The organism is Pseudorhodoferax sp. Leaf265 (assembly GCF_001422365.1).
In the GTDB taxonomy this organism is placed as follows: Bacteria; Pseudomonadota; Gammaproteobacteria; order Burkholderiales; family Burkholderiaceae_C; genus Pseudorhodoferax.
Genome location: NZ_LMMT01000009.1, coordinates 1 through 20,538, shown reverse-complemented (window position 1 = coordinate 20,538; position 20,538 = coordinate 1). Strand labels below are relative to the sequence as shown.

Below are 20,538 nucleotides of genomic sequence, written 5' to 3'. Positions count from 1 at the left end.
GTTCAGCGGCCTTCGAAACGCGGCAGCCGCCGCTCCGCCATCGCGCGCACGCCTTCGCGGAAGTCGGCCGTGGCGTGGTGGATCTGCTGCATGGCGCGTTCGTGCCGGTTGAGCTCTTCGACGGCGTCCGCCAGGCCGCGGCGCAGCGTGGCGCGCGTGCTGGTCACCGCGAGCGGCGCCGATGCGGCGATCTCGGCCGCCAGCGCCAGCGCGCCGGCGCGCACCCGGTCCTCGGCCACGAGCTCGTCGATGAGGCCGATGCGCAGCGCCTCCTCGCCGCCGATGCGCCGGCCGGTGTACAGCAGCAGGGCCGCCTGCTGCGGGCCGACCAGGCGCGGCAGCGTGGCGCTGAGGCCGAAGCCCGGGTGGAAGCCCAGCCGGTTGAAGTTGGCCGAGAAACGTGCGTGCGCGCAGCCCACGCGGAAGTCCGCCGCCAGGGCCAGGCCCAGGCCCGCGCCGATGGCCGCGCCCTGCACCGCGGCCACCATGGGCTTGGCGGTGCGGAACAGGCGCATGGCCTGCACGTAGAAGGCGCCCGGGTCCTGCGCGCCGCCGCTGAAGTCGGCGCCGGCGCAGAACACGCGGCCCTCGGCCGCCAGCACCGTGCAGCGCACCGCGGGATCGGCGTCGAGCTGCGCGAGATGGTCGGCCAGTTCGCGCAGCATCTCCACGCTGGCGTGGTTGTGCGGCGGGCGGCGGATCTCGAGCAGGGCCACGTGGTCGTGGCCGGATTCCAGACGGGCGATGTCCGTCATTGCACTTCGATCTTCGCGATGTCCACGTACTGCTTCCACTTGGCGCGCTCCTCGCGCCCGAAGGCCGCGAGCTGCTCCAGGCTCACGGTGGCCGGTGTGAACGCGAAGCCCTCCAGCCGCGACTTGATGGGGTCGGTCGTCACGGCCTCGTTGATCCAGCCGTTGAGCTGCTGCTGCACGGGCAGCGGTGTGGCGGCCGGCACCGCGATGCCCAGGAAGCCGCCGCGGATCGTGAAGTTGGGGATGCTCTCGGCGATGCGCGGCAGTTCCGGGTAGCGCTTGAGCCGCGCATCGCTGTGCACGGCCAGCGCGCGCAACTGGCCCGAGGCGACGAAGGAGTCGCCCTGCACGGTGTCGGTGAACACCACCTGGATCTGGCCCGCCATGAGCTCGGACATGGCCTGGCCGACCTGCTTGTACGGAATGGCCGTGAGCGCGATGCCGGCCTCGTGCGCGAACAGCGCCGCCGTGACCTTGGAGGTGGCATTGAAGTGGCCGTAGTTGAGTTGGCCGGGCGCGGCCTTGGCCGCGCGCACGAAGTCCTGCAAGCTCTTGTACGGGGCGTCCGGCCGCACCAGCAGGTAGGTCGAGCCCGGCCCGAAGGAGCCGACCAGCCGGAAGTCCTTGCCCGGGTCGTAGGGCAGCTTGTGGAACAGCGCGGGGTTGGCCAGGTGCGTGGAGGTGGTGGCCAGCAGCAGCACCGAGCCGTCGGCCGGCGCGATGCGGGCGGCCTCCACGCCGATGATGCCGTTGCCGCCGGGCTTGTTGTCCACCACCACGGCGCGGCCGGTCTTCCTGGTGAGGAACTCCGACAGCATGCGCGCGGAGATGTCGCCCGAGCCGCCGGGGCCGAACGGCACGATGATCTGGATCGGCTTGTCCTGCGCCCGTGCGGGTAGCGCGGCGGCCAGCGGCCATGCCGCCAGGCTCTGCAGTAGCCACTGTCTTCTGTCCATGCTTGTCTCCTTCTCGTGGGTGGGTTCAGCCCCGGATGTCCTGGGTGTGCTCGCCGAGTTCGGGCGCACGGCCGCGCACGGGCGGGCGTTCGCCGTCGAAGGACAGCGGCAGGCCGACCACGCGCAGGTCGACGTCGGGGATGTTCTGGAAGATGCCGATGGCCTCGGTCTGCCGCTCGGCCATGACCTGGGCGAAGTCCTGGATCGGCCCGCAGGGGATGCCGGCGTCTTCCAGCGCGGCGATCCAGTCGCCGGTGCTGCGCTCGCGGAACAGCGCCTGCAGCTGCGGCAGCAGCTCGGCCTTGTGCTGCACGCGCAGGGCGTTGCTGGCATAGCGCGGGTCGGCCGCCCATTGCGGATGGCCGACCAGGCGCGCGAGTTTTGCGAACAGGCGGTCGTTGGCGGCCGCCACCACCACTTCGCCGTCGGCCGTGGGCAGGGCCTGGAACACCACCACGTTGGGGTTGCCGCTGCGGTGGCGCGCCGGTTGCTGTCCGGTGGCCTGGAAACCCGCCATGGACACCTGCAGCCAGCCCAGCGCGGTCTCGAACAGCGAGGTGTCGACCACGCAGCCCCGGCCCGTGGCCGTGCGCTGGAACAGGGCCGCGATGCAGCCCAGCGCGGCCCAGATGCCGCTGCCCAGGTCCAGCACCTGCATGCCCACGCGCGCCGGCGGACCGTCCTCGGTGCCGTTGACGCTGAACAGGCCCGCATACGCCTGCACCATGGGCTCGTAGCCGGGCGCCAGCTGCTTGGGGCCCTTGTGGCCGAAAGCCGTGAGGGAGCAATACACCAGCCGCGGGTGGGCCGCGCACAGCACCTCGGGGCCCAGCTGCAGCTCGGCCAGCGCGCCGGGCCGCATGTTCTGCACGAACACGTCGGCTTCCCCGACGAAGCCGTGCAGCCATTGCAGGTCGGCCGGGTCCTTGAGGTCCAGCGTGATGCTCTTCTTGCCATGGTTCATGGCCTGGAACGTGGTGGCGGTGCCACGCCAGAACGGCGGACCCCAGCCGCGCGCGTCGTCGCCCGTGCCGGGCCGTTCCACCTTGACCACATCGGCGCCCAGCGCCGACAGGATCTCGCCGGCGTAGGGGCCGGCGATGTTCTGCGCGACCTCGACCACGCGGATGCCCTTCAAGGGCTGTGCGGCGAACCGGTCCATGCTCATCTCCCCGTGAAGCGGGGCGCGCGCTTCTCGATGAAGTGCTGCACGCCCTCGCGGAAGTCCTCGGTGCCGCGGCAGGCGGCGATCTCGCGGTCGGCCAGGTCGGTGGCCTCCAGCAGCGTCTGCGTGTGCGCCTCGCGCAGCTGGCGTTTCATGGTGCGCACCGAGCGCGGCGAGGTGGCGTTGGCCAGGTCCCGGGCGCGCTCCAGCACGGCATCCAGAAAGCCCTCGGCCGGCAGCATGCGGGCCAGGCCCGCCACAGCAAGCCCATGGCGGCGGCGAAGGCGTACAGGCTGGCACTGGAGAGCGGCACCAGCAGGAACAGCGCCATGGCCGCGCTGCGCGCGAGGTAGACGCCGGCCAGCAGGCGCTTCCTGCTCCAGCGCGCGCCCAGCAGCCCGGCGGCGTAGGTGCCCGCCACGTTGGTCAGCGCGATGATGGCCAGGGCGGCCACGCCGTCGGTCGCGCGCAGGCCACGGTCCAGCAGGTAGGCCGGCAGGTGGCTGGCAATGAAGGCCAGCTGGAAGCCGCAGGCGAGAAAGCCCAGGTTGAGCAGCCAGAAGCCGGGCTGGGCGAAGGCCTCGCGCACGGCGCGGCCCAGCGGCAAGACGTCGGCCTGCGGGCCTGTCGGTGCGCTGCGGTCGTTCAGTGGCCAGGCCAGCGGCAGCAGCAGCGCGGCGGTGACCGACAGGATGCCCAGCGCCGCGGCCCAGCCCCAGCCCGCGATCAGGCCCTGCGCGCCCGGCACCAGCGCGAACTGCCCGAGACCGCCGACCGCGCCGGCCAGCCCCAGGGCCCAGCCGCGCCGCTCGGGCGGGACGAGCCGGCTCAGCGCCGCGTAGACCACGCCGAAGGCCGTGCCGGACAGCGCGATGCCGATGCACACGCCGCAGGCCAGCACCAGCGCCAAGGCGCTGGGTGCCCAGGCCATGCCGGCCAGGCCCAGCGCGTAGAGCAGCAGCCCCACGGCCACCACGCGGCTGGCGCCGAAGCGGTCGGCCAGCATGCCCGTGAAGGGCTGGGCCAGGCCCCAGACCAGGTTCTGCACGGCCAGGGCCAGCGCGAAGGTCTCGCGCGTCCAGCCGCGGTCCTGCGTCATGGGTAGCATGAACAGGCCCTGCACATGGCGCACGCCCAGGGCCAGGCCCATGACCAGGCCGCCGGCCAGGACCAGCACCCAGGCCCGGGTCCACCAGGCGCGGGAAGTGGGGAATGGAGGGGAGATGGATTGCATGGCGACGATTGGACGCGCCGGGCGGCACCCGCACAATTGATGATTTGGTGCGCCAGCCATGCGCTGCGCGCATGGGTATCGGGGACGCGCGGCCACACAATGGGCCATGTCCATGCCTCTCGTACGCCTGTCTTCCCTGGATCTGCTCAAGGGCTTCGTCGCGGTCGGCCGGCGCCTGAGCATCACGCAGGCCGCCGACGACCTGTGCCTCACGCAATCTGCCGTGAGCCGGCAGGTGAACCAACTGGAGGAACAGCTGGGCTGCAGGCTGTTCCTGCGCCAGCACCGCGGCGTGGCCTTCACCGCCGAAGGCGAGCGCCTGTTCCGCAGCGCCGACGGTGCCCTGCAGCAGTTGCAGGACGTGATGGGTGAGCTGCGCCGCAGCGAGGAGCGCCGGCCCGTCACCGTCACGGCCAGCGTGGGCGTGGTCGGCCTGTGGCTGCTGCCGCGGCTGGCGGCGCTGCAGCAGCTGCACCCGCAGCTGGACGTGCGGCTATCGGCCAGCAACCAGCTCAGCGACCTGCGCGCCGATGGCATCGACCTGGCGCTGCGCTATTGCAGCGCGGCCGACGCGCCGGCCGACGCCGTGCGGCTGTTCGGCGAGACGCTGGCGCCGGTGGCGCACCCGCGTCTGGTGGAGGAGGCCGCGCGCGATCCCGGGGCGCTGGCGCGCATGGCCTTGCTGGAGCTGGACGATCCGCGGCCCTGGCTGCAGTGGCGCGGCTGGCCGTTGGCCAAGGGCGCGGCGCGCGGCCGTGCCCGCCCGGCCATGCTGCGGCTGAACCAGTACGACCAGGTGATCCATGCGGCGCTGGCCGGGCAGGGCGTGGCCCTGGGCCGGCTGGAACTGCTGCAGCCGCTGCTGGCGGGCGGCCAGCTGGCGCTGCTGGCCGGGCAGGGCCCGCGGCCCAGCCCCTACGCGTTCTGGCTGCTGCAGGCCGAGCCGGCGCCGCGCGCCGACGTGCAGCGCGTGGCCGCGTGGATCCGCGCCGAGGCCGCCGGCATGGCCGCCCTCAGCGCCAGCTGAAGACCCTGCGCAGCGTGGCGCGTGGCGCGGGCAGCTCCACGCTGCAGCGCGCGGCCGGGCCGCTCGTGCGCAGGTGCGTGAGGAAGTGCATGCCGGCCGACGCGACCCGGTGCCGCTGCCCCGGCACCAGCATGATGTCGGGGCTGGCGCCGGCCTGCCCGTGCGTCTCGCGCGTGAGCCAGAGCCGGCCCGCGTGGCAGTGCAGCACCGCCCCGGCCGGCAGGTGCAGGCTGCGGCAGGTATGGTCCAGATGCAGTTCACGGTGCGGTTCATGGTGCATGGTGTTCTCCCGTTGGCCGTTGGAGTGTGGGCTGCCGGTGTCCGCCGTGGCATGCGAAGACAGGCGCGCGGCCATGAGGCTTGCGCATGCCTGGGTGCGGCCCCAGCGGTTAGAGTCGCGGCCGGAGACCGACCACCGCATGCCGCCCCCATCTCCGCCTCAGACCGCGCCTCAGACCCCGGCCGCGCCAGCACCGGCGGCGGCCATCGGCGCGCGGCTGGTCTGCTGCCTGGGCCTGTCGCAGCTGCTGGCCTGGGGCGCCATGCACTACCTGATCGCAGTGTTCGCTCAGCCGATCACGGCCGAGCTGGGCTGGAGCCCGGCCTGGGTGCAGGCCGGCTTCTCGCTGGCGCTGCTCGTGATGGCTGCCAGCTCCAGCGCGGTGGGCCGCTGGATCGACAGCCATGGCGGGCGCCGCGCCATGATGGCCGGCTGCTGGGCCGGTGCACTCGGCTGCGCCGTGCTGGCCTCGGCCCAGCACCTGGCCACCTACTACCTGGGCTGGGTGCTGCTGGGCCTGGGCATGCGGCTGGCGCTGTACGACGCGGCCTTCGCGGCGCTGGCCTTCCTGGGCGGGCCGGCGACCAAGCGCGCGATGTCGCAGATCACCCTGTTCGGCGGTTTCGCGTCCACGCTGTTCTGGCCGCTGGGCCAGGCGCTGGCGGACGCGCTGGGCTGGCGCGGTGCGCTGTGGGGCTATGCACTGTTGTTGCTGCTGGGCTCGGCGCTGCACCTGGCGATCCCGCGGGCCGCGCCGCGCATCCTGGGGCAAGCGGCGGCACCCGCCGCACCGGGCCCCGCGCCGCGGCGCACGGCGGTGGCCGACACCTGGCTCTACGGCCTGGTTGCGGTGCTGGTGCTGGCCATGCAGACCGGCGTGGCCGCACACTTCCTGGCGCTGCTGCGCGGCCTGGGCTGGGATGCGCGGACGGCCGTCACGCTGTCCATGCTGCTGGGCGTGGGGCAGTTCTGCGGCCGCGCCTGGGTCGTGGCCTGGGCCCACCGCTTCGATGCGATCCGCCTCAACCTGCTGCCCTGCAGCTTCCTGGCCGGCGCCTATGCGGTGGCGCTGCTGGCGGGCGCCTCGCTGGCAGGAGCCGCGGCCTTCACCTTCCTGTACGGCGCGGGCAACGGCATTGCCACCATCACGCGCGGCGCCATGCCGCTGCTGCTGTTCGACACCGCGCACTACGGCCGCATCGTCGGCAGCATCCTGCGGCCGGCCTTCGTGCTGGCCGCGGCGGCGCCCGTGGCCGTGGCGCTGGCGTTGGAGCGGCTGGGTCAGGCGGGCACGCTGGCCCTGGGGCTGGCGGCCTGCACCGTGCTGCTGGCCGCATCCATCGCGCTGGTGTTGCGCCACCCCTCCACCACTGCAAGGAGAACCATGCCATGAACGACACGGGCACCGTGCTCATCACGGGCGGCAGCCGCGGCATCGGCGCGGCGACGGCCAGGCTGGCCGCGGCGGCGGGCCATGCCGTCTGCATCACCTACGCCACGCAGCCTGCGCCGGCCCAGGCACTGGTCGCGCAGATCCGCGCCGCGTCCAAGGCCGCGGTCGAGGCCTTCACCGTCGGCCCGGCCAAGGAACTGGCCGAAGAGGGCATCCGCGTCAACGCGGTGCCGGCAAGCTGCTGCGCGAATCGGCCGCGTTCCGCAAGCTGCAGCAGCAGATCCGCGAGGTGAACGCGGCCGCCACGGGGCAGGCCGCGGCGAAGCCGCAGCCATGATGCGGCTCAGTCCGGTGTGAAACGCGCCTCGAAGCGCGCGGCATCGGCCTGCAACTCGAAGGTCACGAGCTGGCCGTTCTTGCCGTCGGCCAGCCGGTGCGCAGCGAACAGGCTCCAGCGGCCCTGCGGGTCGTAGCTGGGCGGGTCCACCAGCGCGTAAGGGTGGGGCACGAAGACCTCGTGCGCAAACAGCTGCTTGTCGCGGTTGCGCGGCGAGGGGTAGAGCTTGTAGACCGGAGTGGTGATGGCGAGTTCGGGCATGGTGTTCAGATGCCGCGGCCTTGCATGGCCACGGCGTGGGCCTGCTGTCGGGCCTGGTGTTGGAGATAGGCGGGCACCTGCGCCGCTGGCAGCGGCTTGCTGAACAGGTAGCCCTGGAACAGGTCGCAGTCGCGCGCGGCCAGGGCCTGGCGCTGCGCCTCGGTCTCCACGCCCTCGGCCACCACGCGCAGGCCCAGCTTGTGGGCCAGTGCGATCACGCCGGCGCACAGGTCGGCATCGCGCACATCGGTGGCAATCTCGTTGACGAAGACGCGGTCGAGCTTGAGCGTGTCCACGGGCAGGCGCTTCAGGTAGGCCATGGACGAGTAGCCGGTGCCGAAGTCGTCGATCGACAGCTGCACGCCGTGCTGGTGCAGGCCGCGCAGGATGGCGATGGCCTGCTCGGGCTCGTCCATCATCATGGATTCGGTGACTTCCAGTTCGAGCTCGCCGGTCGCGATGCCGTGGCGCGCCACACTGGCGCAGACGCTGTCCAGCAGGCTGTCGCTCTTGAGCTGGCTGGGCGAGAGGTTCACGGCCACCGACACATGGCCCAGGCCCTGGGCGCGCCAGTGCGCCATCTGCGTGCAGGCCTGTTCCACCACCCATTGGCCGATCTGCACCAGCAGGCCCATCTGCTCGGCCAGCGGAATGAACTCCAGCGGCGACACGCGTTCCTGGGCCGAGCGGTTCCAGCGCAGCAAGGCCTCGAAGCCGGCGACGGCGCTGTCGATGCTGCGGATCTTGGGCTGGTAGTGCAGTTCGAACTGGCCGGCCGCCAGTGCGCCGCGCAGGTCGTGTTCCAGCGCCACGCGGCGCGAGGCGGCGGCGCCCAGGTCGGCGCTGTAGCGGCGCAACTGGTCGCGGCCGCGCTCCTTGGCCAGGTACATCGCGGCTTCGGCATGGACCAGCAGGGGCCCGGCACTGTCGGCATCCTGCGGGTAGGTGGCCAGGCCCGCACTGGCCGTGGCGCGCCAGAGCTTGCCCAGCAGCATGTAGGGCTCGGCCAAGACTGCGCGCAGGTGTTCCACCTGGCGCAGCAATGCGGCCGGATCGCTGCAGGGCAGAACGACGGCGAACTCGTCGCCGCCGGGGCGGGCCAGGCAGCAGCTGGCCGGCAGCGCCTGGCGCAGGCGCTGGGCGGCCTCGCGCAGCAACTGGTCGCCGGCCTCCTGGCCGAAATGGGTGTTGATGTGCTTGAACTGGTCGATGTCCAGCATCACGAGTGCCACCGCGCTGCCGTCGCGTTGGGCCAGGCGCAGTTCCAGCGCCAGTTCCTGCTCCAGCTGCAGGCGGTTGGGCAGGCCGGTCAGCGCGTCGGTGATGCGCTGGCGTTCCAGCGTCTGGCGCAGGCGCAGCAGCTCCGTGATCTCGGTGGAGAAGCCGATGATGCCGGTCGGCTGGCCCGGCAGCTCCAGCGGCAGCTTGATCGACCAGTAGTGGCGCTCCTTGCCGTCGGCGCCGACCACCACCTCCTCGCCAGCGTGGCGGGCCGAGGCATGGATCACCTCGCGGTCGGTGGCGGCCAGCCGCTGCGCCACTTCGGCGGGCAGCAGGTCGGCGTCGCTGCGGCCGATGACCTCGGCCGCGGTGCGGCCGTACAGCAGCAGCGTCTTCTCGTTGGCGTAGAGGTAGTTGCCGCGGTGGTCCTTGACATAGATGTGCGCGTCGATGTTGGACAGCACGGTGCCCAGCAGGTGGTTGCGCTCGACCAGGTGGCCCGAGGCCCAGTTGCGCTGCGTGATGTCGGTGGACAGGCCGCACACCGCCACCACCTGGCCCGCGGCGTCCAGGATCGGCAGCTTGGTGGTGCGAAAGCCGCGCCGCACGCCGCTGTGCAGGCAGAGCTCTTCCTCGTCGTGGATGGCCGCGCCCTGCTTGAGCACGGCGCGGTCGTTCATGAGCACGCGCGCAGAGCGGACGGTGTCCATGAACTGCGCATCCTGCGCGCCGGCGATCTGCTGCCTGGTGGCGCCGTACAGCGCGCGCACCTGGGCATTGGCGAACAGGTAGCGGCCGCCCTGGTCCTTGATGTAGAGGTAGCCGTCGATGCGGTCGAGCAGCTCGGCCAGCAGGTGGTCGGCAGGGGTGTCGGAAGGGAGGAGGTCGGATGCCATGGGCGGGTCAGGCCAGCGCGTCGCCGAACCGGCTCTCGAACGCAGCGCAGAACGCCGCCGATCCGGCCAGCGACAGGCTGAACACCTTGCGCGGCGCGCCGCTGCCGTCGGCTTCCTCGCCCTGCTGCAGTTCGGCATGCCAGTCGCCGCCGTCTTCCACGGGCGTCGGCGCGCCGAACTGCGCACCCGCCCAGTCCAGCACGGTGGCGATCTCGGCCTCCACGGCGGCCGCCTGCGCGGGCCGCACCGCGGCCATGGCCTCGAACAGGCCGGTGCCGTCACCGCCCTCGCTCTGGTCGAACAGCAGGAACTGCAGGTTCACTGGTGCACCTTCGGCCTGCGGCCTGTTGTCCGCCCCAGCGGGCGCGAGCTTGCTCGGGGCGGCCCGGCGCTGCGCTCATGGCTTGCTCGCTGCAGCCGCTGCCGCTGCCGCTGCCGCTGCCGCGCGCAGCTTGTCCTTCTTGCTAGGCCGGCGGCCCTTGATGCCGCCCTGCGGGTCGGACACCACGGGCTGCGCCGCTTCCCTGGCCTCGAAGCCCGGCACCTTCTCGCGCGGCACGGCCAGGCCCTGGCGTTTCTCGATGAGCCGGAAATGCGCTTCGGACGCGGCCGGCACGAAGCTCAGCGCCACGCCGCTGGCGCCGGCGCGGCCGGTGCGGCCGATGCGGTGCACGTGCTCGGTGGGCGAGCGCGCGAGGTCGAAGTTGACGACGGCCGGCAACTGCACGATGTCGATGCCGCGTGCTGCCAGGTCGGTCGCCACCATCACCTGCACGCGGGCGGCCTTGAAGTCGGCCAGCACCTGGCTGCGTTTGCCCTGGCTCAGCTGGCCATGCAGCGGCTCGGCCGACAGGCCCGCCTTGCGCAGCTTGTTGGCCACGGTTTCGCAGGCCAGCTTGGTGGCCACGAAGACCAGCACCTGCGGCCAGCCGTGCTCGGCGATCAGGTGGCGCAGCAGCTGCGTGCGCAGGCCGGTGTCGACCACGATGGCGCGCTGGGCGATGTCGGGCAGGGCGGCCAGCTGCGCGGGCGCTTCCACCTGGGCCGGTTCGCGCAGCAGCCCGTCGGCCAGCGCCTGCACGGCCGGCGGAAACGTGGCGGAGAACAGCAGCGTCTGGCGTGCGGCGGGCAGCCGGCGCAGCAGTTGCTGCAGCTCGTCGGCGAAGCCCAGGTCGAGCAGGCGGTCGGCCTCGTCCAGCACCAGGGCCTGCAGGCCGTCCAGGCGCAAGGCGTTGCGCGCGGCCAGGTCCAGTGCGCGGCCGGGCGTGGCGACCACGATGTCGGCGCCGCCGCGCAGGGCCAGCATCTGCGGGTTGATGGAGACGCCGCCGATGGCGCGCACCAGGCGCGGCGCATCGGGCAAGTCGGCGGCCAGGGCCTGCACCTGCTCGGCCACCTGGGTGGCCAGTTCGCGCGTGGGCACCAGCACCAGCGTGTGCAGGCGGCGCGGCTGCTGGCGCGGCGTGGCGCTCCAGCGCTGCAGCAGTGGCAGCACGAAAGCGGCGGTCTTGCCCGAGCCCGTGGGCGCGCTGGCGCGCAGGTCGCGGCCCTGCAGGACCGATGGGATGGCGGCGGCTTGCACGGGCGTGGGCTGCGCGTAGCCTTGGGCGGCCGCGGCGTGCGCCAGCACGGGCGCGAGGCCCAGGGCGGAAAACGGCAGGGCCGGATCGGATTCGTTCATGCGGGGAGTGGGCGGGGCAGAGGCCGGCACGGCAGTGTACGTGGAGGGCCCCGCGCTGACTGTGGCCTTGGAACCGGCCCGTGGCGGCGGGTATGCTGCGCGCGCAGTTCCATGACGCGACAGGATTCCCCATGACCACGCCCATTCCCGCCACCCTGATCCCCGGAGACGGCATCGGCCCCGAGATCGTCGACGCCACGCTGGCCGCGCTCGATGCGCTGGGTGCCCCTTTCGCCTGGGACCGCCAGATCGCCGGCCTGGGCGGCGTGCAGGCGGCCGGCGACCCCCTGCCCCAGGCCACGCTGGACAGCATCCGCCGCACCCGGCTGGCGCTCAAGGGGCCGCTGGAGACGCCCTCGGGTGGTGGCTACCGCTCGTCCAACGTGCGGCTGCGCGAGGAGTTCCAGCTCTACGCCAACCTGCGCCCGGCGCGCACGCTGATCCCGGGCGGGCGCTTCGACAAGATCGACCTGCTGGTGGTGCGCGAGAACCTGGAAGGCCTGTACATCGGCCACGAGCACTATGTGCAGATCGACGACGACCCGCACGCCGTGGCCATGGCCACCGGCATCAACACGCGGGCCGGCAGCCGGCGCATCCTCGAATACGCGTTCGACACGGCGATCGCCACCGGCCGCAAGAAGGTCACGCTGGTGCACAAGGCCAACATCATGAAGGCGCTGACCGGCATCTTCCTGGAGACCGGCGAGCGGCTGTATGCCGAGCGTTACCAGGGCAAGTTCCAGCTGGAGACCGTGATCGTCGACGCCTGCGCCATGAAGCTGGTGCTCAACCCCTGGCAGTTCGACATGCTGGTCACGACCAACCTGTTCGGCGACATCCTGTCCGACCTGGTGGCCGGCCTGGTCGGCGGCTTGGGCATGGCGCCGGGCGCCAACATCGGCAAGGACGCGGCGATCTTCGAGGCCGTGCACGGCTCGGCGCCCGACATTGCGGGCAAGGGCATCGCCAACCCGGTGGCCATCATGCTGGCGGCAGCGCTGATGCTGGAGCATGTGCAACTGCCCGACCTGGCGCGCCGGCTGCGCGAGGCCATCGACGCCACGCTCAACATCGACCAGGTGCGCACCGGTGACCTGGGCGGCAAGGCCGGCACGGCACAGTTCACGCAGGCGCTCGTCGCCAGGATCAAGGCCACCGCATGAGCGTTCCCATCCTCTCGCTGGCCGAGGCGCGTGTGCTGGGCGTGCTGATCGAGAAGCAGCGCACCGTGCCCGACACCTACCCTCTGACGCTGAACAGCCTGGTCGCCGGCTGCAACCAGAAGACCAGCCGGCATCCGGTGATGGAGCTCAGCGACGCCCAGGTGCAGGACGCGCTGGCCACGCTGCGCGGCATGGCCTTCGTCAACGAGACCAGCGGTGGCCGCGCGATGCGCTATGCCCACAACGCCGACGGCGTGCTGCGCATCCCCTCGCAGTCGCAGGCGCTGCTCGCGGTGCTGCTGCTGCGCGGGCCGCAGACGGCGGGCGAGCTGCGCATCGCCAGCGACCGCATGCACAACTTCGCCGACATCTCCTCGGTCGAGGCCTTCCTGGACGAGCTGGCCGAGCGGCCGGCCGGTGCGCTGGTGGCGCGGCTGGCCCGGCTGCCGGGTGCGCGCGAGAACCGCTGGATGCACCTGCTGTCGGGCGAGGCACCCGAGGCCGCGGCGGCGCTGGACCAGAGCGCGTCGGCCGCAGATCCTGTGGGCGAAGTGCCCGCATTGCGCGCCCAGGTGCAGCGGCTCGACGGCGAGGTGGCGGCGCTCAAGGCCACGGTGGCGCGGCTGTGCGCGGAACTGGGGATCGACCCCGACGCCTGACCCGCCGCGCAGATGTAACTCCTGTTGAACGCGCTGCGGCACACGCCGAAAGCGCAGCAGAATCACGGTCCCGCACCGTATGCAATACAACAGGAGACTCTCGATGCGTTGGACCCTTTCCCTCACCGTCTGTGCCGCCGGCTGTGCGGCGGTCTGGACCAGCGCTGCGCTGGCCGCCTCGCCGGCGCCGGTCGCGGCCGAGAACGGCATGGTCGTCTCGGCGCAGCACCTGGCCACACGCGTGGGCGTGGACGTGCTCAAGGACGGCGGCAACGCCATCGACGCCGCGGTGGCCGTGGGCTATGCGCTGGCCGTGGTCTATCCGGCCGCCGGCAACCTGGGCGGCGGCGGCTTCATGACCATCCGCCTGGCCGACGGCCGCAGCACCTTCCTCGATTTCCGCGAGAAGGCGCCGCTGGCCGCGACGGCCAACATGTACCTGGACAAGGACGGCAACGTCATCAAGGGCGCGAGCACGCTGGGCCACCTGGCCGTGGGCGTGCCGGGCTCGGTCTCGGGCCTGGAGTACGCGCGCGAGAAGTACGGCACGCAGCAGCGCGCCACGCTGATCGCGCCGTCCATCAAGCTGGCACGCGAGGGCTTCGTGCTGGAGCAGGGCGACATCGACCTGCTGGCCACGGCCACGGCCGACTTCCGCCGCGACGCGCCGACGGCCGAGATCTTCCTGAACCGCGGCGAGCCGTTCCAGAGTGGCCAGAAACTGGTGCAGCGCGACCTGGCGGCCACGCTGCAGGCCATCAGCGAGCGCGGCGTGGACGGCTTCTACAAGGGCGCCGTGGGCGCGGCCATCGTGGCCTCCAGCCAGGCGGGCAAGGGCATCATCACGCAGGCCGACCTCGACCAGTACAGGACGCGCGAACTCAAGCCCGTGGAATGCAGCTACCGCGGCTACGGCATCGTCTCGGCGCCGCCGCCGAGCTCGGGCGGGGTGGTGATCTGCGAGGTGCTGAACATCCTGGAGGGCTACCCGCTCAAGGACCTGGGCTGGGGCGCGGCGCAGGGCGTGCACTACCAGATCGAGGCCATGCGCCACGCCTACGTGGACCGCAACAGCTACCTGGGCGACCCGGACTTCGTCAAGAACCCGATGGAGCGGCTGCTGTCCAAGGACTACGCGGCGCGCATCCGCGCCACCATCGCGCCCAACCAGGCGGCCGACAGCCGCGCGCTCAAGCCCGGCGTGGCGCCGCACGAGGGCAGCAACACCACGCACTACTCGATCACCGACAAGTGGGGCAACGCGGTCTCGGTCACCTACACGCTGAACGACTGGTTCGGCGCCAAGGTCACGGCCGCTGGCACCGGCGTGCTGCTCAACAACGAGATGGACGACTTCACGGTCAAGGTCGGCGTGCCCAATCTGTACGGCCTGGTGCAGGGCGAGGCCAATGCCATCGCGCCCGGCAAGCGGCCGCTGTCGTCCATGAGCCCGACCATCGTGACGGGCAAGGACGGCCAGCCGCTCATGGTGGTCGGCACGCCGGGCGGCAGCCGCATCATCACGGCCGTGCTGCACACCATCCTCAACGTGCTGGACTACGGCATGACGGTGCAGGAGGCGGTGGACGCGCCGCGCTTCCACCAGCAGTGGCTGCCGGCGCCGACCAATGTGGAGGCGCGCATGCTCTCGCCCGACACGCGCCGCATCCTGGAAGGCTGGGGGCACCAGTTCGCCGCGCCGCAGCCGGCCAACCACCTGGCCGTGATCCTGGTCGGCGCGCCGGCGCTGGACGGCAAGCCCGTGCCGGGCAAGCGCTACTTCGGCGCCAACGATCCGCGGCGCAACACCGGGTTGGCCGCCGGCTACTGAGTCAGGTCCAGCCCAGGAAGCTGCACACCTGGGCGGCCTGGGCCAGCGTGTCGGCGCGGCCCAGCGCCATCAGCTCGCCCGTGAAGCCGGCATCGAACAGCAAGTAGCTCGCGAACGCGGAGGACTGCGTGGCCGCATGCGCCGCCGGGCCGCCTGCCGCGAACAGCCGGCGCACCACGCCCGGCAGCGCCTGCGCATGGCGCGCGGCGATGGCGTCCAGCCGCTGCGAGGGCGCGATCAGCAGCAGTTCCACCGGCCGCAGCGCCGTGCCGTTGCGCGCGGCGGGCGGCACCAGGGCCAGCGTCTGGTTGATGCGGTGCAGGCGCTCCACATCCACGCCCAGCGCGTCCAGGAAGATGCTGGACAGCGCGTGCCCGGCGATCTGCGCGGCGCTGGGCCGGCCGGTGTGCAGCGTGGGACTGCTGCCGCGCGGCTCCTGCAGCCGGCCCGCGCCGACGGCCAGGATGCGCGCTGCGCCCAGGTGGATGGCCGGCGAGAGCGGCGCAGCCTGGCGCATCGAGCCATCGCCGAAGTACTCGGCGTCATCCAGGGGGCCGATGGGCGTGGCCGGGAACACGAAGGGAATGGCCGAGGAGGCCAGCAGGTGGGCATGCGAGATCGGCCCCGGCACGGCGCGCCGCTGCGAGCGCAGCCAGGGCTCCATGGGCACGGCCGACTGGTAGAAGGTGCAGTGGTCGCCAGCGCTGTAGCTCGATGCGGTGATGGCCAGCGCCTGCAGGTGGCCGGCCCGCAGCAGTGCGGGCAGCCGGTCCAACGGCACCAGGCGCTGCAGCAGGTCGGCCAGCGGCCGGTTGTCCAGCAGGCTGTGCGGCTGGGCCTGGCGCCAGCGCGCCAGCAGCCGGGCCAAGCCCCAGAGCATGCGGGCGCGGCCCGGGGTGTCCAGCAGGTCCAGCGCATCGGCGTGGTAGACCTGTTCGGGCCGGAAGTGGGCCCAGACCTCGGCGATGGCGGCCACGGCCGCGTCGAAGTCGTCGGTACCGCAGGCCAGTGCCGCGGCGTTGATGGCCCCGGCCGAGGTGCCGACGACGATGGGGAAGGGGTTGCCGGCGTGGGCGGCCGGGCTGCGCTGGCGCAGCTGCGCCAGCGCCTGCAGCACGCCGACCTGGTAGGCGGCCCGGGCGCCGCCGCCGGTCAGCACCAGGGCTGTCGGGGCGGTGGACAGGGGATGGGCCATGGGCGGCGAGTGTAGGAGCCAGCGGCCATGTCCCGGGGCCGACAGGTTCTAGGGGCCTTCCCGATGCGGCTGGCCGCGCTTGTGGCCTACCCTCGGCGGCTTCGTACACTCCTGGCCCGCGCCCATGTCCCTGACTGCCGACCGTCCCCACCACAAGTTCTGGCCCTCGCGCTTGCCGCGCACACTGACGGTGCCGGCCACCTCGCTGTGGCACAACCTGGCGACCAGTGCGGCGCGCTATCCGGACAAGTCGGCCCTGGTGTTCTTCGACCGCGCGACCCCCTACGCGGCGCTGGCGGCGCAGGTCGAGGCCCTGGCGGGCGCACTGGCCGCGCTGGGCGTGCAGCGCGGCGACCGCGTGGCGCTGTTCATGCAGAACTGCCCGCAGCTGGTCGTCGCGCATTTCGCGATCCTGCGCGCCAACGCCGTGGTGGTGCCGGTCAACCCCATGAACAAGGCACAGGAGCTGGAGCACTACCTGGTCGACGCCGACGCGAAGCTGGCGATCACCACGGGCGACCTGGCCGGCGAGCTGGCCAAGGCCAGCGATGCCCTGCCACCTGCGCAGCGGCTGGCGCATCTGGTGGTCACGCAGTTCACCGACGCCTTCGACGCCGCGGCGGCCGATGGCCCGGCCATGGCGCCGGCCTGGCGCAACTGGTTGCTGGCACGCCACCCGCTGCCGGCCCTGGCCGGTGGCGCCGTGCATGCCTGGGATGTGCTGCTGGCGCAGGGCCTGGCCGCGCCGCCGCACACGGTCGGCGCGAACGACATGGCGCTGCTGCCCTACACCAGCGGCACCACCGGCCTGCCCAAGGGCTGCGTGCACCACCACAGCAACCTGATGCACAACGTGGTGTCCAGCATGCTGTGGTCTTGCTCGAACTCCGAGGCGGTGGTGCTGGCCGTGGTGCCCATGTTCCACATCACCGGCATCGTCAGCATGATGCACACGGCCATCGCTTCCGGCGCCACGCTGGTGCTCATGCCGCGCTGGGACCGCGACGTGGCCGGCCACCTGATCTCGCGCTGGAAGGTGACGGCCTGGACCAACATCCCCACCATGGTGGTGGACCTGCTGGCCAGCCCGAACCTGCCGGCCTACGACCTCACGAGCCTGCAGCAGATCGGCGGCGGCGGTGCCGCCATGCCGCAGGCCATCGCGCAGCGGTTGGTGGAGCAATACGGCCTGCGCTACCAGGAGGGCTACGGCCTGACCGAGACCGCCGCGCCCACGCACACCAACCCCTTCGAACGGCCCAAGCAGCAGTGCCTGGGCATTCCCATCCTGTCCACCGACGCCCGCGTGGTCGACCCCGACAGCCTGCAGGAACTGCCGGCGGGCGAGTCCGGCGAGATCATCGTGCACGGCCCGCAGGTGTTCCACGGCTACTGGAAGCAGCCCGAGGCGACGGCCGCAGCCTTCATCACGTTCGAGGGCAAGCGCTTCTTCCGCACCGGCGACATGGGCCGCATGGACGAGGACGGCTACTTCTTCATGACCGACCGTCTGAAGCGCATGATCAACGCCAGCGGCTTCAAGGTCTGGCCGGCCGAGGTCGAACTGCTGATGTACCGGCATCCGGCGGTGCAGGAGGCCTGCATCATCGCCACGCAGGATGCCTACCGCGGCGAATCGGTCAAGGCCGTGGTGGTGCTGCGACCCACCCACAAGGACACCACGGCCGAGGACATCATCACCTGGTGCCGCGCCAACATGGCGGCCTACAAGGTGCCGCGCCAGGTGGCGTTCGCCGATGCCCTGCCCAAGAGCGGCAGCGGCAAGGTGATGTGGCGGCTGCTGCAGGAGGCGGAAGGGCGTTGAGTTGTAAAGAAAGAAACGCCTGCATTGTTGCGGCGCTTCTGGCCGGGGGGACGCCGTACGGAAATCGTACGGAATTGACTACCTCCCGGCGATCAACCCGCGCACCGTCAAGTCCTCGCGGTTCTCGTCGGCTAGGTAGCCCAGTGGACGCATCAGAACGCCCGTTGGAATGCCGGTCAGCACCTGCACCGCGGCCAGCCCTTCACGTCCAGCGCCGTGCGTGGTAGCTGGCTCTCCGACATCGCCCCCCGTCGCGCCGGTAAGGCGATGGTGAACTTCCACCAGATGGCCTAGGCCGCGAGCTTCCGTGTAACTTCGCTGCGTCGATGGCATCGGTCAGATGCCATACTGCGCAAGATTGCTTTTCACGCTTCGAACACCCCGTTAGCCATGTCGCATCTCAAGGTGCGCCTCCGCTTCAATCCAGGTCGTGAGGGGACTCCTCTCGACAAACTGGGCGACTTCGCCACTCAGGCGGAGAAGTTCCTGCGCGCATTTGCTGCGGACCTTGGCGTTTCAGTCCGCAAAGGTGAATGGCTTGCGAAGGAGTTCCGCAATGAGTCGACATCTTGGGACACTTTGTACGTTCATCCTGTTGAGGACGAGATTACACGGGCAGGTGTCAAAGCGCTGGATGCGCTGACTGGCCCCGACCCGTACGGCGCCTGCGGTGCGGGGACGTTTAGCTACACGACGCTGCTGGAGTTTTCCAAGATCGGTAAGGGCATGGACCCCGACGAGGTCTACTACATCGGCATGTACGAGGACGACAGCGCAGAGCAACCGCTATGGCGCGAGGTGTCGTACCGCAAAGTTGCAGAAATACGGAAGTTCCTTGAGACGCCGCACGTAATCTACGGTGCCGTGCAGGGGCTGCTGCACGCTTGGTTTCCCGGAGCAAGCCCACCATTCATGCAATTGCGGCCGCTCGATGGTGGCGACTTGATCAGATGCATCTGCACGGCTCAGCAGTACCAGAAGGTGCACGAGGCAACCAAAGTCGCCAACACCGTTCTGATGGTCTACGGCGACGTAGCCTGGGATCGAGGAACCCAAACAATTCAACAGGTAGAAGTCATGGACATTGAGGCGACGCACCCGCTCGCGCTCGAGCAGTTCGACCAGTTGTTTGGGAGCATGCCGAATGCAACCGGCGACCTGAGCAGTGGCCAGTACATCGATCAGCTGCGTGGGCTTGAGGATGGTGAGTAAGCCGCGGATCTACCTTGACTCCTGCTGCTTCATCGACGTGGTGAAGGAGCGCGTAGGTGTTCTGCCCGATGGGCGAACCAAGGACGTGTGGTTCATTAAGAAGATCTTGGAAGCGCATAGGGCAGGGCACCTAGTGGCGCACACGTCTATGGTTGCCGTAGGGGAGTGCTTGTCGGTTCAAGAAGGCGGGGCAGCATCGGACGATGTGAAAGACGCGTTCCGCTCCCTGCTCACGTCTGGTCAGTACGTTCGGCTCCTCAATCCGACTCCGAAGACAGCGCGCCTCATGCAAGACTTTCGGTGGACGCACAACATCTCGCTGAAGTCCGTTGATGCCATGCACCTTGCAGCGGCACTTGAAATGGGATGTATGGAGTTCGTCACGATGGACGAGCGCCTGAAGAAGCCAAAGTTCATTGCTGCAAGTCCTGTGATGGGGTTGCTCGGACTGCGTCTAATTGCGGCGCCATTTACAGCGTTGCTGCCGAGCACATATACCCAAGCGAGCATTCAAGATTCTCCGTAGCGAGACGAGCTGCTACGAGGGCTTGGCCAGGCGTTCTGCAGTGGTCGAAGCTCCAGACCGTGGGCCCGAAAGAATTCCACAAGATTCCCCGGGCCGTCGAGATGCCCCGCACCAACGACAACAAGGATGTTCTCGCGAGCACTCGCCCCGGCGGCCATGATCTGCGGCACCCGCAGGCGGTTCCGCGAGGCAAACATGGTGGCGTGCAGGATTGGGTCGGACGTGAAGGGCCCCTGCAGGAGCAGATCCCAGAGCGCTGCGGAGTCGTTGCGCGCCCAGGCGTGGTGCATGAGGATGAAGTTGTCCTTTGCCGCCGCTGTTGAGGCGCATAGTGGTCAATCGCTGCGGACAACGTGGCCATCGGTATTGAGTCCATGCCCAAGCTAAAACCTGCCGCTGTCTCCAGGCAATGGACAGGCTTTTGGTCTGCCACGGCCTTGGCAATCAATGTCGGCTCCACGCCAGGCACGCCGTTTGAAGACGATGCCGCAGCGATGATGAATGCAGCCCAGGGCTTGTGCGCGGTGAGCGTCCAGCCATCCCACCTTCCAACCTGATGCGCCAGCCGTAAACATGGCGTCCACCTCAAGTTTTTCAAAGCGCGAGCGAATGCAGTGGACACCCTGCCATGAAGCGCTGCCCATGGCTTGCTTGCCAACTGCTTGCTGTCCTAACTTCGCCGAGTTCGGCTTCTTAGTCTGTAGGTGTTCCTGGCAGCACCACTCGGTGCAGCGGATCATCCTTGAAGGCCATGCAATAAAGAAGCTTCTTTTGGCAACCAGCCTCGTGATCGCACAAGCTGCGAGCATCACTTGAGATAGCCCCCTGATTCCCCGGCCCCGTCCTGTCGCTTATCTTTGGAGATAGGAACAGGACAGTGCATATGACTAGGCATACGGAGTCAGTAGAGGTAGTCGT

At 70.4% G+C, this 20,538-nt stretch carries 20 protein-coding genes and 1 pseudogene; 9 read left to right on the top strand and 12 right to left on the bottom strand.

Annotation, left to right across the window (positions count from 1 at the left end):
• Positions 1-2: 2 nt before the first annotated feature.
• From ASF45_RS09920 to ASF45_RS09900, 5 genes are read right to left on the bottom strand one after another with little or no spacing between them, the layout of a single operon-like run.
• Positions 3-755 carry an enoyl-CoA hydratase/isomerase family protein gene (locus ASF45_RS09920; protein WP_056660813.1) on the bottom strand — a complete coding sequence of 251 codons (753 nt, stop codon included), beginning with the start codon at positions 753-755 and terminating at the stop codon, positions 3-5.
• Complete coding sequence (locus ASF45_RS09915; RefSeq protein ID WP_056660810.1) at positions 752-1,711, bottom strand: tripartite tricarboxylate transporter substrate binding protein; 960 nt, start codon at positions 1,709-1,711, stop codon at positions 752-754. Before ASF45_RS09915 ends, ASF45_RS09920 begins: the two co-directional genes overlap by 4 nt.
• A 25-nt stretch (positions 1,712-1,736) precedes the next feature.
• Positions 1,737-2,873, bottom strand: coding sequence for a CaiB/BaiF CoA-transferase family protein (locus tag ASF45_RS09910; RefSeq protein ID WP_056660807.1), 1,137 nt, complete (start codon positions 2,871-2,873; stop codon positions 1,737-1,739).
• 2 nt (positions 2,874-2,875) lie between these two features.
• Positions 2,876-3,118: an enoyl-CoA hydratase-related protein gene (locus tag ASF45_RS09905; RefSeq protein WP_056660805.1), complete on the bottom strand. Its 243-nt coding sequence runs from the start codon at positions 3,116-3,118 to the stop codon at positions 2,876-2,878.
• Positions 3,028-4,110 carry an MFS transporter gene (locus ASF45_RS09900; protein ID WP_082550924.1) on the bottom strand — a complete coding sequence of 361 codons (1,083 nt, stop codon included), beginning with the start codon at positions 4,108-4,110 and terminating at the stop codon, positions 3,028-3,030. Before ASF45_RS09900 ends, ASF45_RS09905 begins: the two co-directional genes overlap by 91 nt.
• Before the next feature lie 106 nt (positions 4,111-4,216).
• Between ASF45_RS09900 and ASF45_RS09895 the strand changes: the two genes are divergently transcribed.
• Positions 4,217-5,137: a LysR substrate-binding domain-containing protein gene (locus tag ASF45_RS09895; protein ID WP_056660802.1), complete on the top strand. Its 921-nt coding sequence runs from the start codon at positions 4,217-4,219 to the stop codon at positions 5,135-5,137.
• Here ASF45_RS09895 and ASF45_RS09890 read toward each other — a convergent pair.
• On the bottom strand, positions 5,124-5,417 hold the full coding sequence (locus ASF45_RS09890) for a DUF2917 domain-containing protein (protein ID WP_063887634.1): 294 nt from the start codon (positions 5,415-5,417) through the stop codon (positions 5,124-5,126). The genes ASF45_RS09895 and ASF45_RS09890 overlap by 14 nt on opposite strands.
• A 139-nt stretch (positions 5,418-5,556) precedes the next feature.
• Here ASF45_RS09890 and ASF45_RS09885 point away from each other — a divergent pair, with 139 nt between their 5' ends.
• Both ASF45_RS09885 and ASF45_RS09880 read left to right on the top strand, forming a co-directional pair.
• Positions 5,557-6,810, top strand: coding sequence for an MFS transporter (locus tag ASF45_RS09885; RefSeq protein WP_056660795.1), 1,254 nt, complete (start codon positions 5,557-5,559; stop codon positions 6,808-6,810).
• On the top strand, positions 6,807-7,103 hold the full coding sequence (locus ASF45_RS09880; protein ID WP_056660792.1) for an SDR family NAD(P)-dependent oxidoreductase: 297 nt from the start codon (positions 6,807-6,809) through the stop codon (positions 7,101-7,103). The genes ASF45_RS09885 and ASF45_RS09880 overlap by 4 nt, the downstream gene beginning before the upstream one ends.
• A gap of 50 nt (positions 7,104-7,153) precedes the next feature.
• Here the strand turns inward: ASF45_RS09880 and ASF45_RS09875 are convergent, their stop codons facing one another.
• The 4 genes from ASF45_RS09875 to ASF45_RS09860 form a co-directional block, all read right to left on the bottom strand.
• Entirely contained in the window at positions 7,154-7,408 is a 255-nt protein-coding gene (locus tag ASF45_RS09875; protein WP_056660789.1) for a hypothetical protein, read from the bottom strand.
• A gap of 5 nt (positions 7,409-7,413) precedes the next feature.
• On the bottom strand, positions 7,414-9,525 hold the full coding sequence (locus ASF45_RS09870; RefSeq protein WP_056660786.1) for a bifunctional diguanylate cyclase/phosphodiesterase: 2,112 nt from the start codon (positions 9,523-9,525) through the stop codon (positions 7,414-7,416).
• Positions 9,526-9,532: 7 nt separating this feature from the next.
• Positions 9,533-9,847 carry a hypothetical protein gene (locus ASF45_RS09865; RefSeq protein WP_056660783.1) on the bottom strand — a complete coding sequence of 105 codons (315 nt, stop codon included), beginning with the start codon at positions 9,845-9,847 and terminating at the stop codon, positions 9,533-9,535.
• A 75-nt stretch (positions 9,848-9,922) separates the two neighbouring features.
• On the bottom strand, positions 9,923-11,185 hold the full coding sequence (locus tag ASF45_RS09860) for a DEAD/DEAH box helicase (RefSeq protein WP_056661088.1): 1,263 nt from the start codon (positions 11,183-11,185) through the stop codon (positions 9,923-9,925).
• Between the two features lie 152 nt (positions 11,186-11,337).
• Here ASF45_RS09860 and ASF45_RS09855 point away from each other — a divergent pair, with 152 nt between their 5' ends.
• The 3 genes from ASF45_RS09855 to ggt all read left to right on the top strand — a co-directional run bounded on the left by ASF45_RS09855 (position 11,338) and on the right by ggt (position 14,862).
• Positions 11,338-12,372: an isocitrate/isopropylmalate dehydrogenase family protein gene (locus tag ASF45_RS09855; protein ID WP_056661085.1), complete on the top strand. Its 1,035-nt coding sequence runs from the start codon at positions 11,338-11,340 to the stop codon at positions 12,370-12,372.
• Positions 12,369-13,031: a YceH family protein gene (locus tag ASF45_RS09850; protein ID WP_056660780.1), complete on the top strand. Its 663-nt coding sequence runs from the start codon at positions 12,369-12,371 to the stop codon at positions 13,029-13,031. The genes ASF45_RS09855 and ASF45_RS09850 overlap by 4 nt, the downstream gene beginning before the upstream one ends.
• A gap of 103 nt (positions 13,032-13,134) precedes the next feature.
• Positions 13,135-14,862, top strand: a complete 1,728-nt coding sequence (gene ggt, locus ASF45_RS09845) for a gamma-glutamyltransferase (RefSeq protein WP_056660777.1) — start codon at positions 13,135-13,137, stop codon at positions 14,860-14,862.
• Between the two features lies 1 nt (position 14,863).
• On the opposite strand, the gene ASF45_RS09840 is transcribed toward ggt, so the two are convergent.
• A complete protein-coding gene (locus ASF45_RS09840; RefSeq protein WP_056660774.1) occupies positions 14,864-16,057 on the bottom strand; it encodes a patatin-like phospholipase family protein in 1,194 nt (397 codons plus the stop codon).
• Between the two features lie 124 nt (positions 16,058-16,181).
• Between ASF45_RS09840 and ASF45_RS09835 the strand changes: the two genes are divergently transcribed.
• The 3 genes from ASF45_RS09835 (at position 16,182) to ASF45_RS09825 (ending at position 19,620) form a co-directional block, all read left to right on the top strand.
• Positions 16,182-17,882, top strand: coding sequence for a long-chain fatty acid--CoA ligase (locus tag ASF45_RS09835; protein ID WP_056660772.1), 1,701 nt, complete (start codon positions 16,182-16,184; stop codon positions 17,880-17,882).
• A 390-nt stretch (positions 17,883-18,272) separates the two neighbouring features.
• On the top strand, positions 18,273-19,094 hold the full coding sequence (locus tag ASF45_RS09830; protein WP_056660769.1) for a hypothetical protein: 822 nt from the start codon (positions 18,273-18,275) through the stop codon (positions 19,092-19,094).
• Positions 19,084-19,620, top strand: a complete 537-nt coding sequence (locus ASF45_RS09825) for a PIN domain-containing protein (RefSeq protein ID WP_056660766.1) — start codon at positions 19,084-19,086, stop codon at positions 19,618-19,620. Before ASF45_RS09830 ends, ASF45_RS09825 begins: the two co-directional genes overlap by 11 nt.
• Here ASF45_RS09825 and ASF45_RS37075 read toward each other — a convergent pair.
• Positions 19,605-19,919 (bottom strand): annotated as a pseudogene (locus ASF45_RS37075) (TraB/GumN family protein); the annotation flags it as partial. The gene ASF45_RS09825 and the pseudogene ASF45_RS37075 sit on opposite strands and share 16 nt — an antisense overlap.
• Positions 19,920-20,538 lie beyond the last annotated feature (619 nt).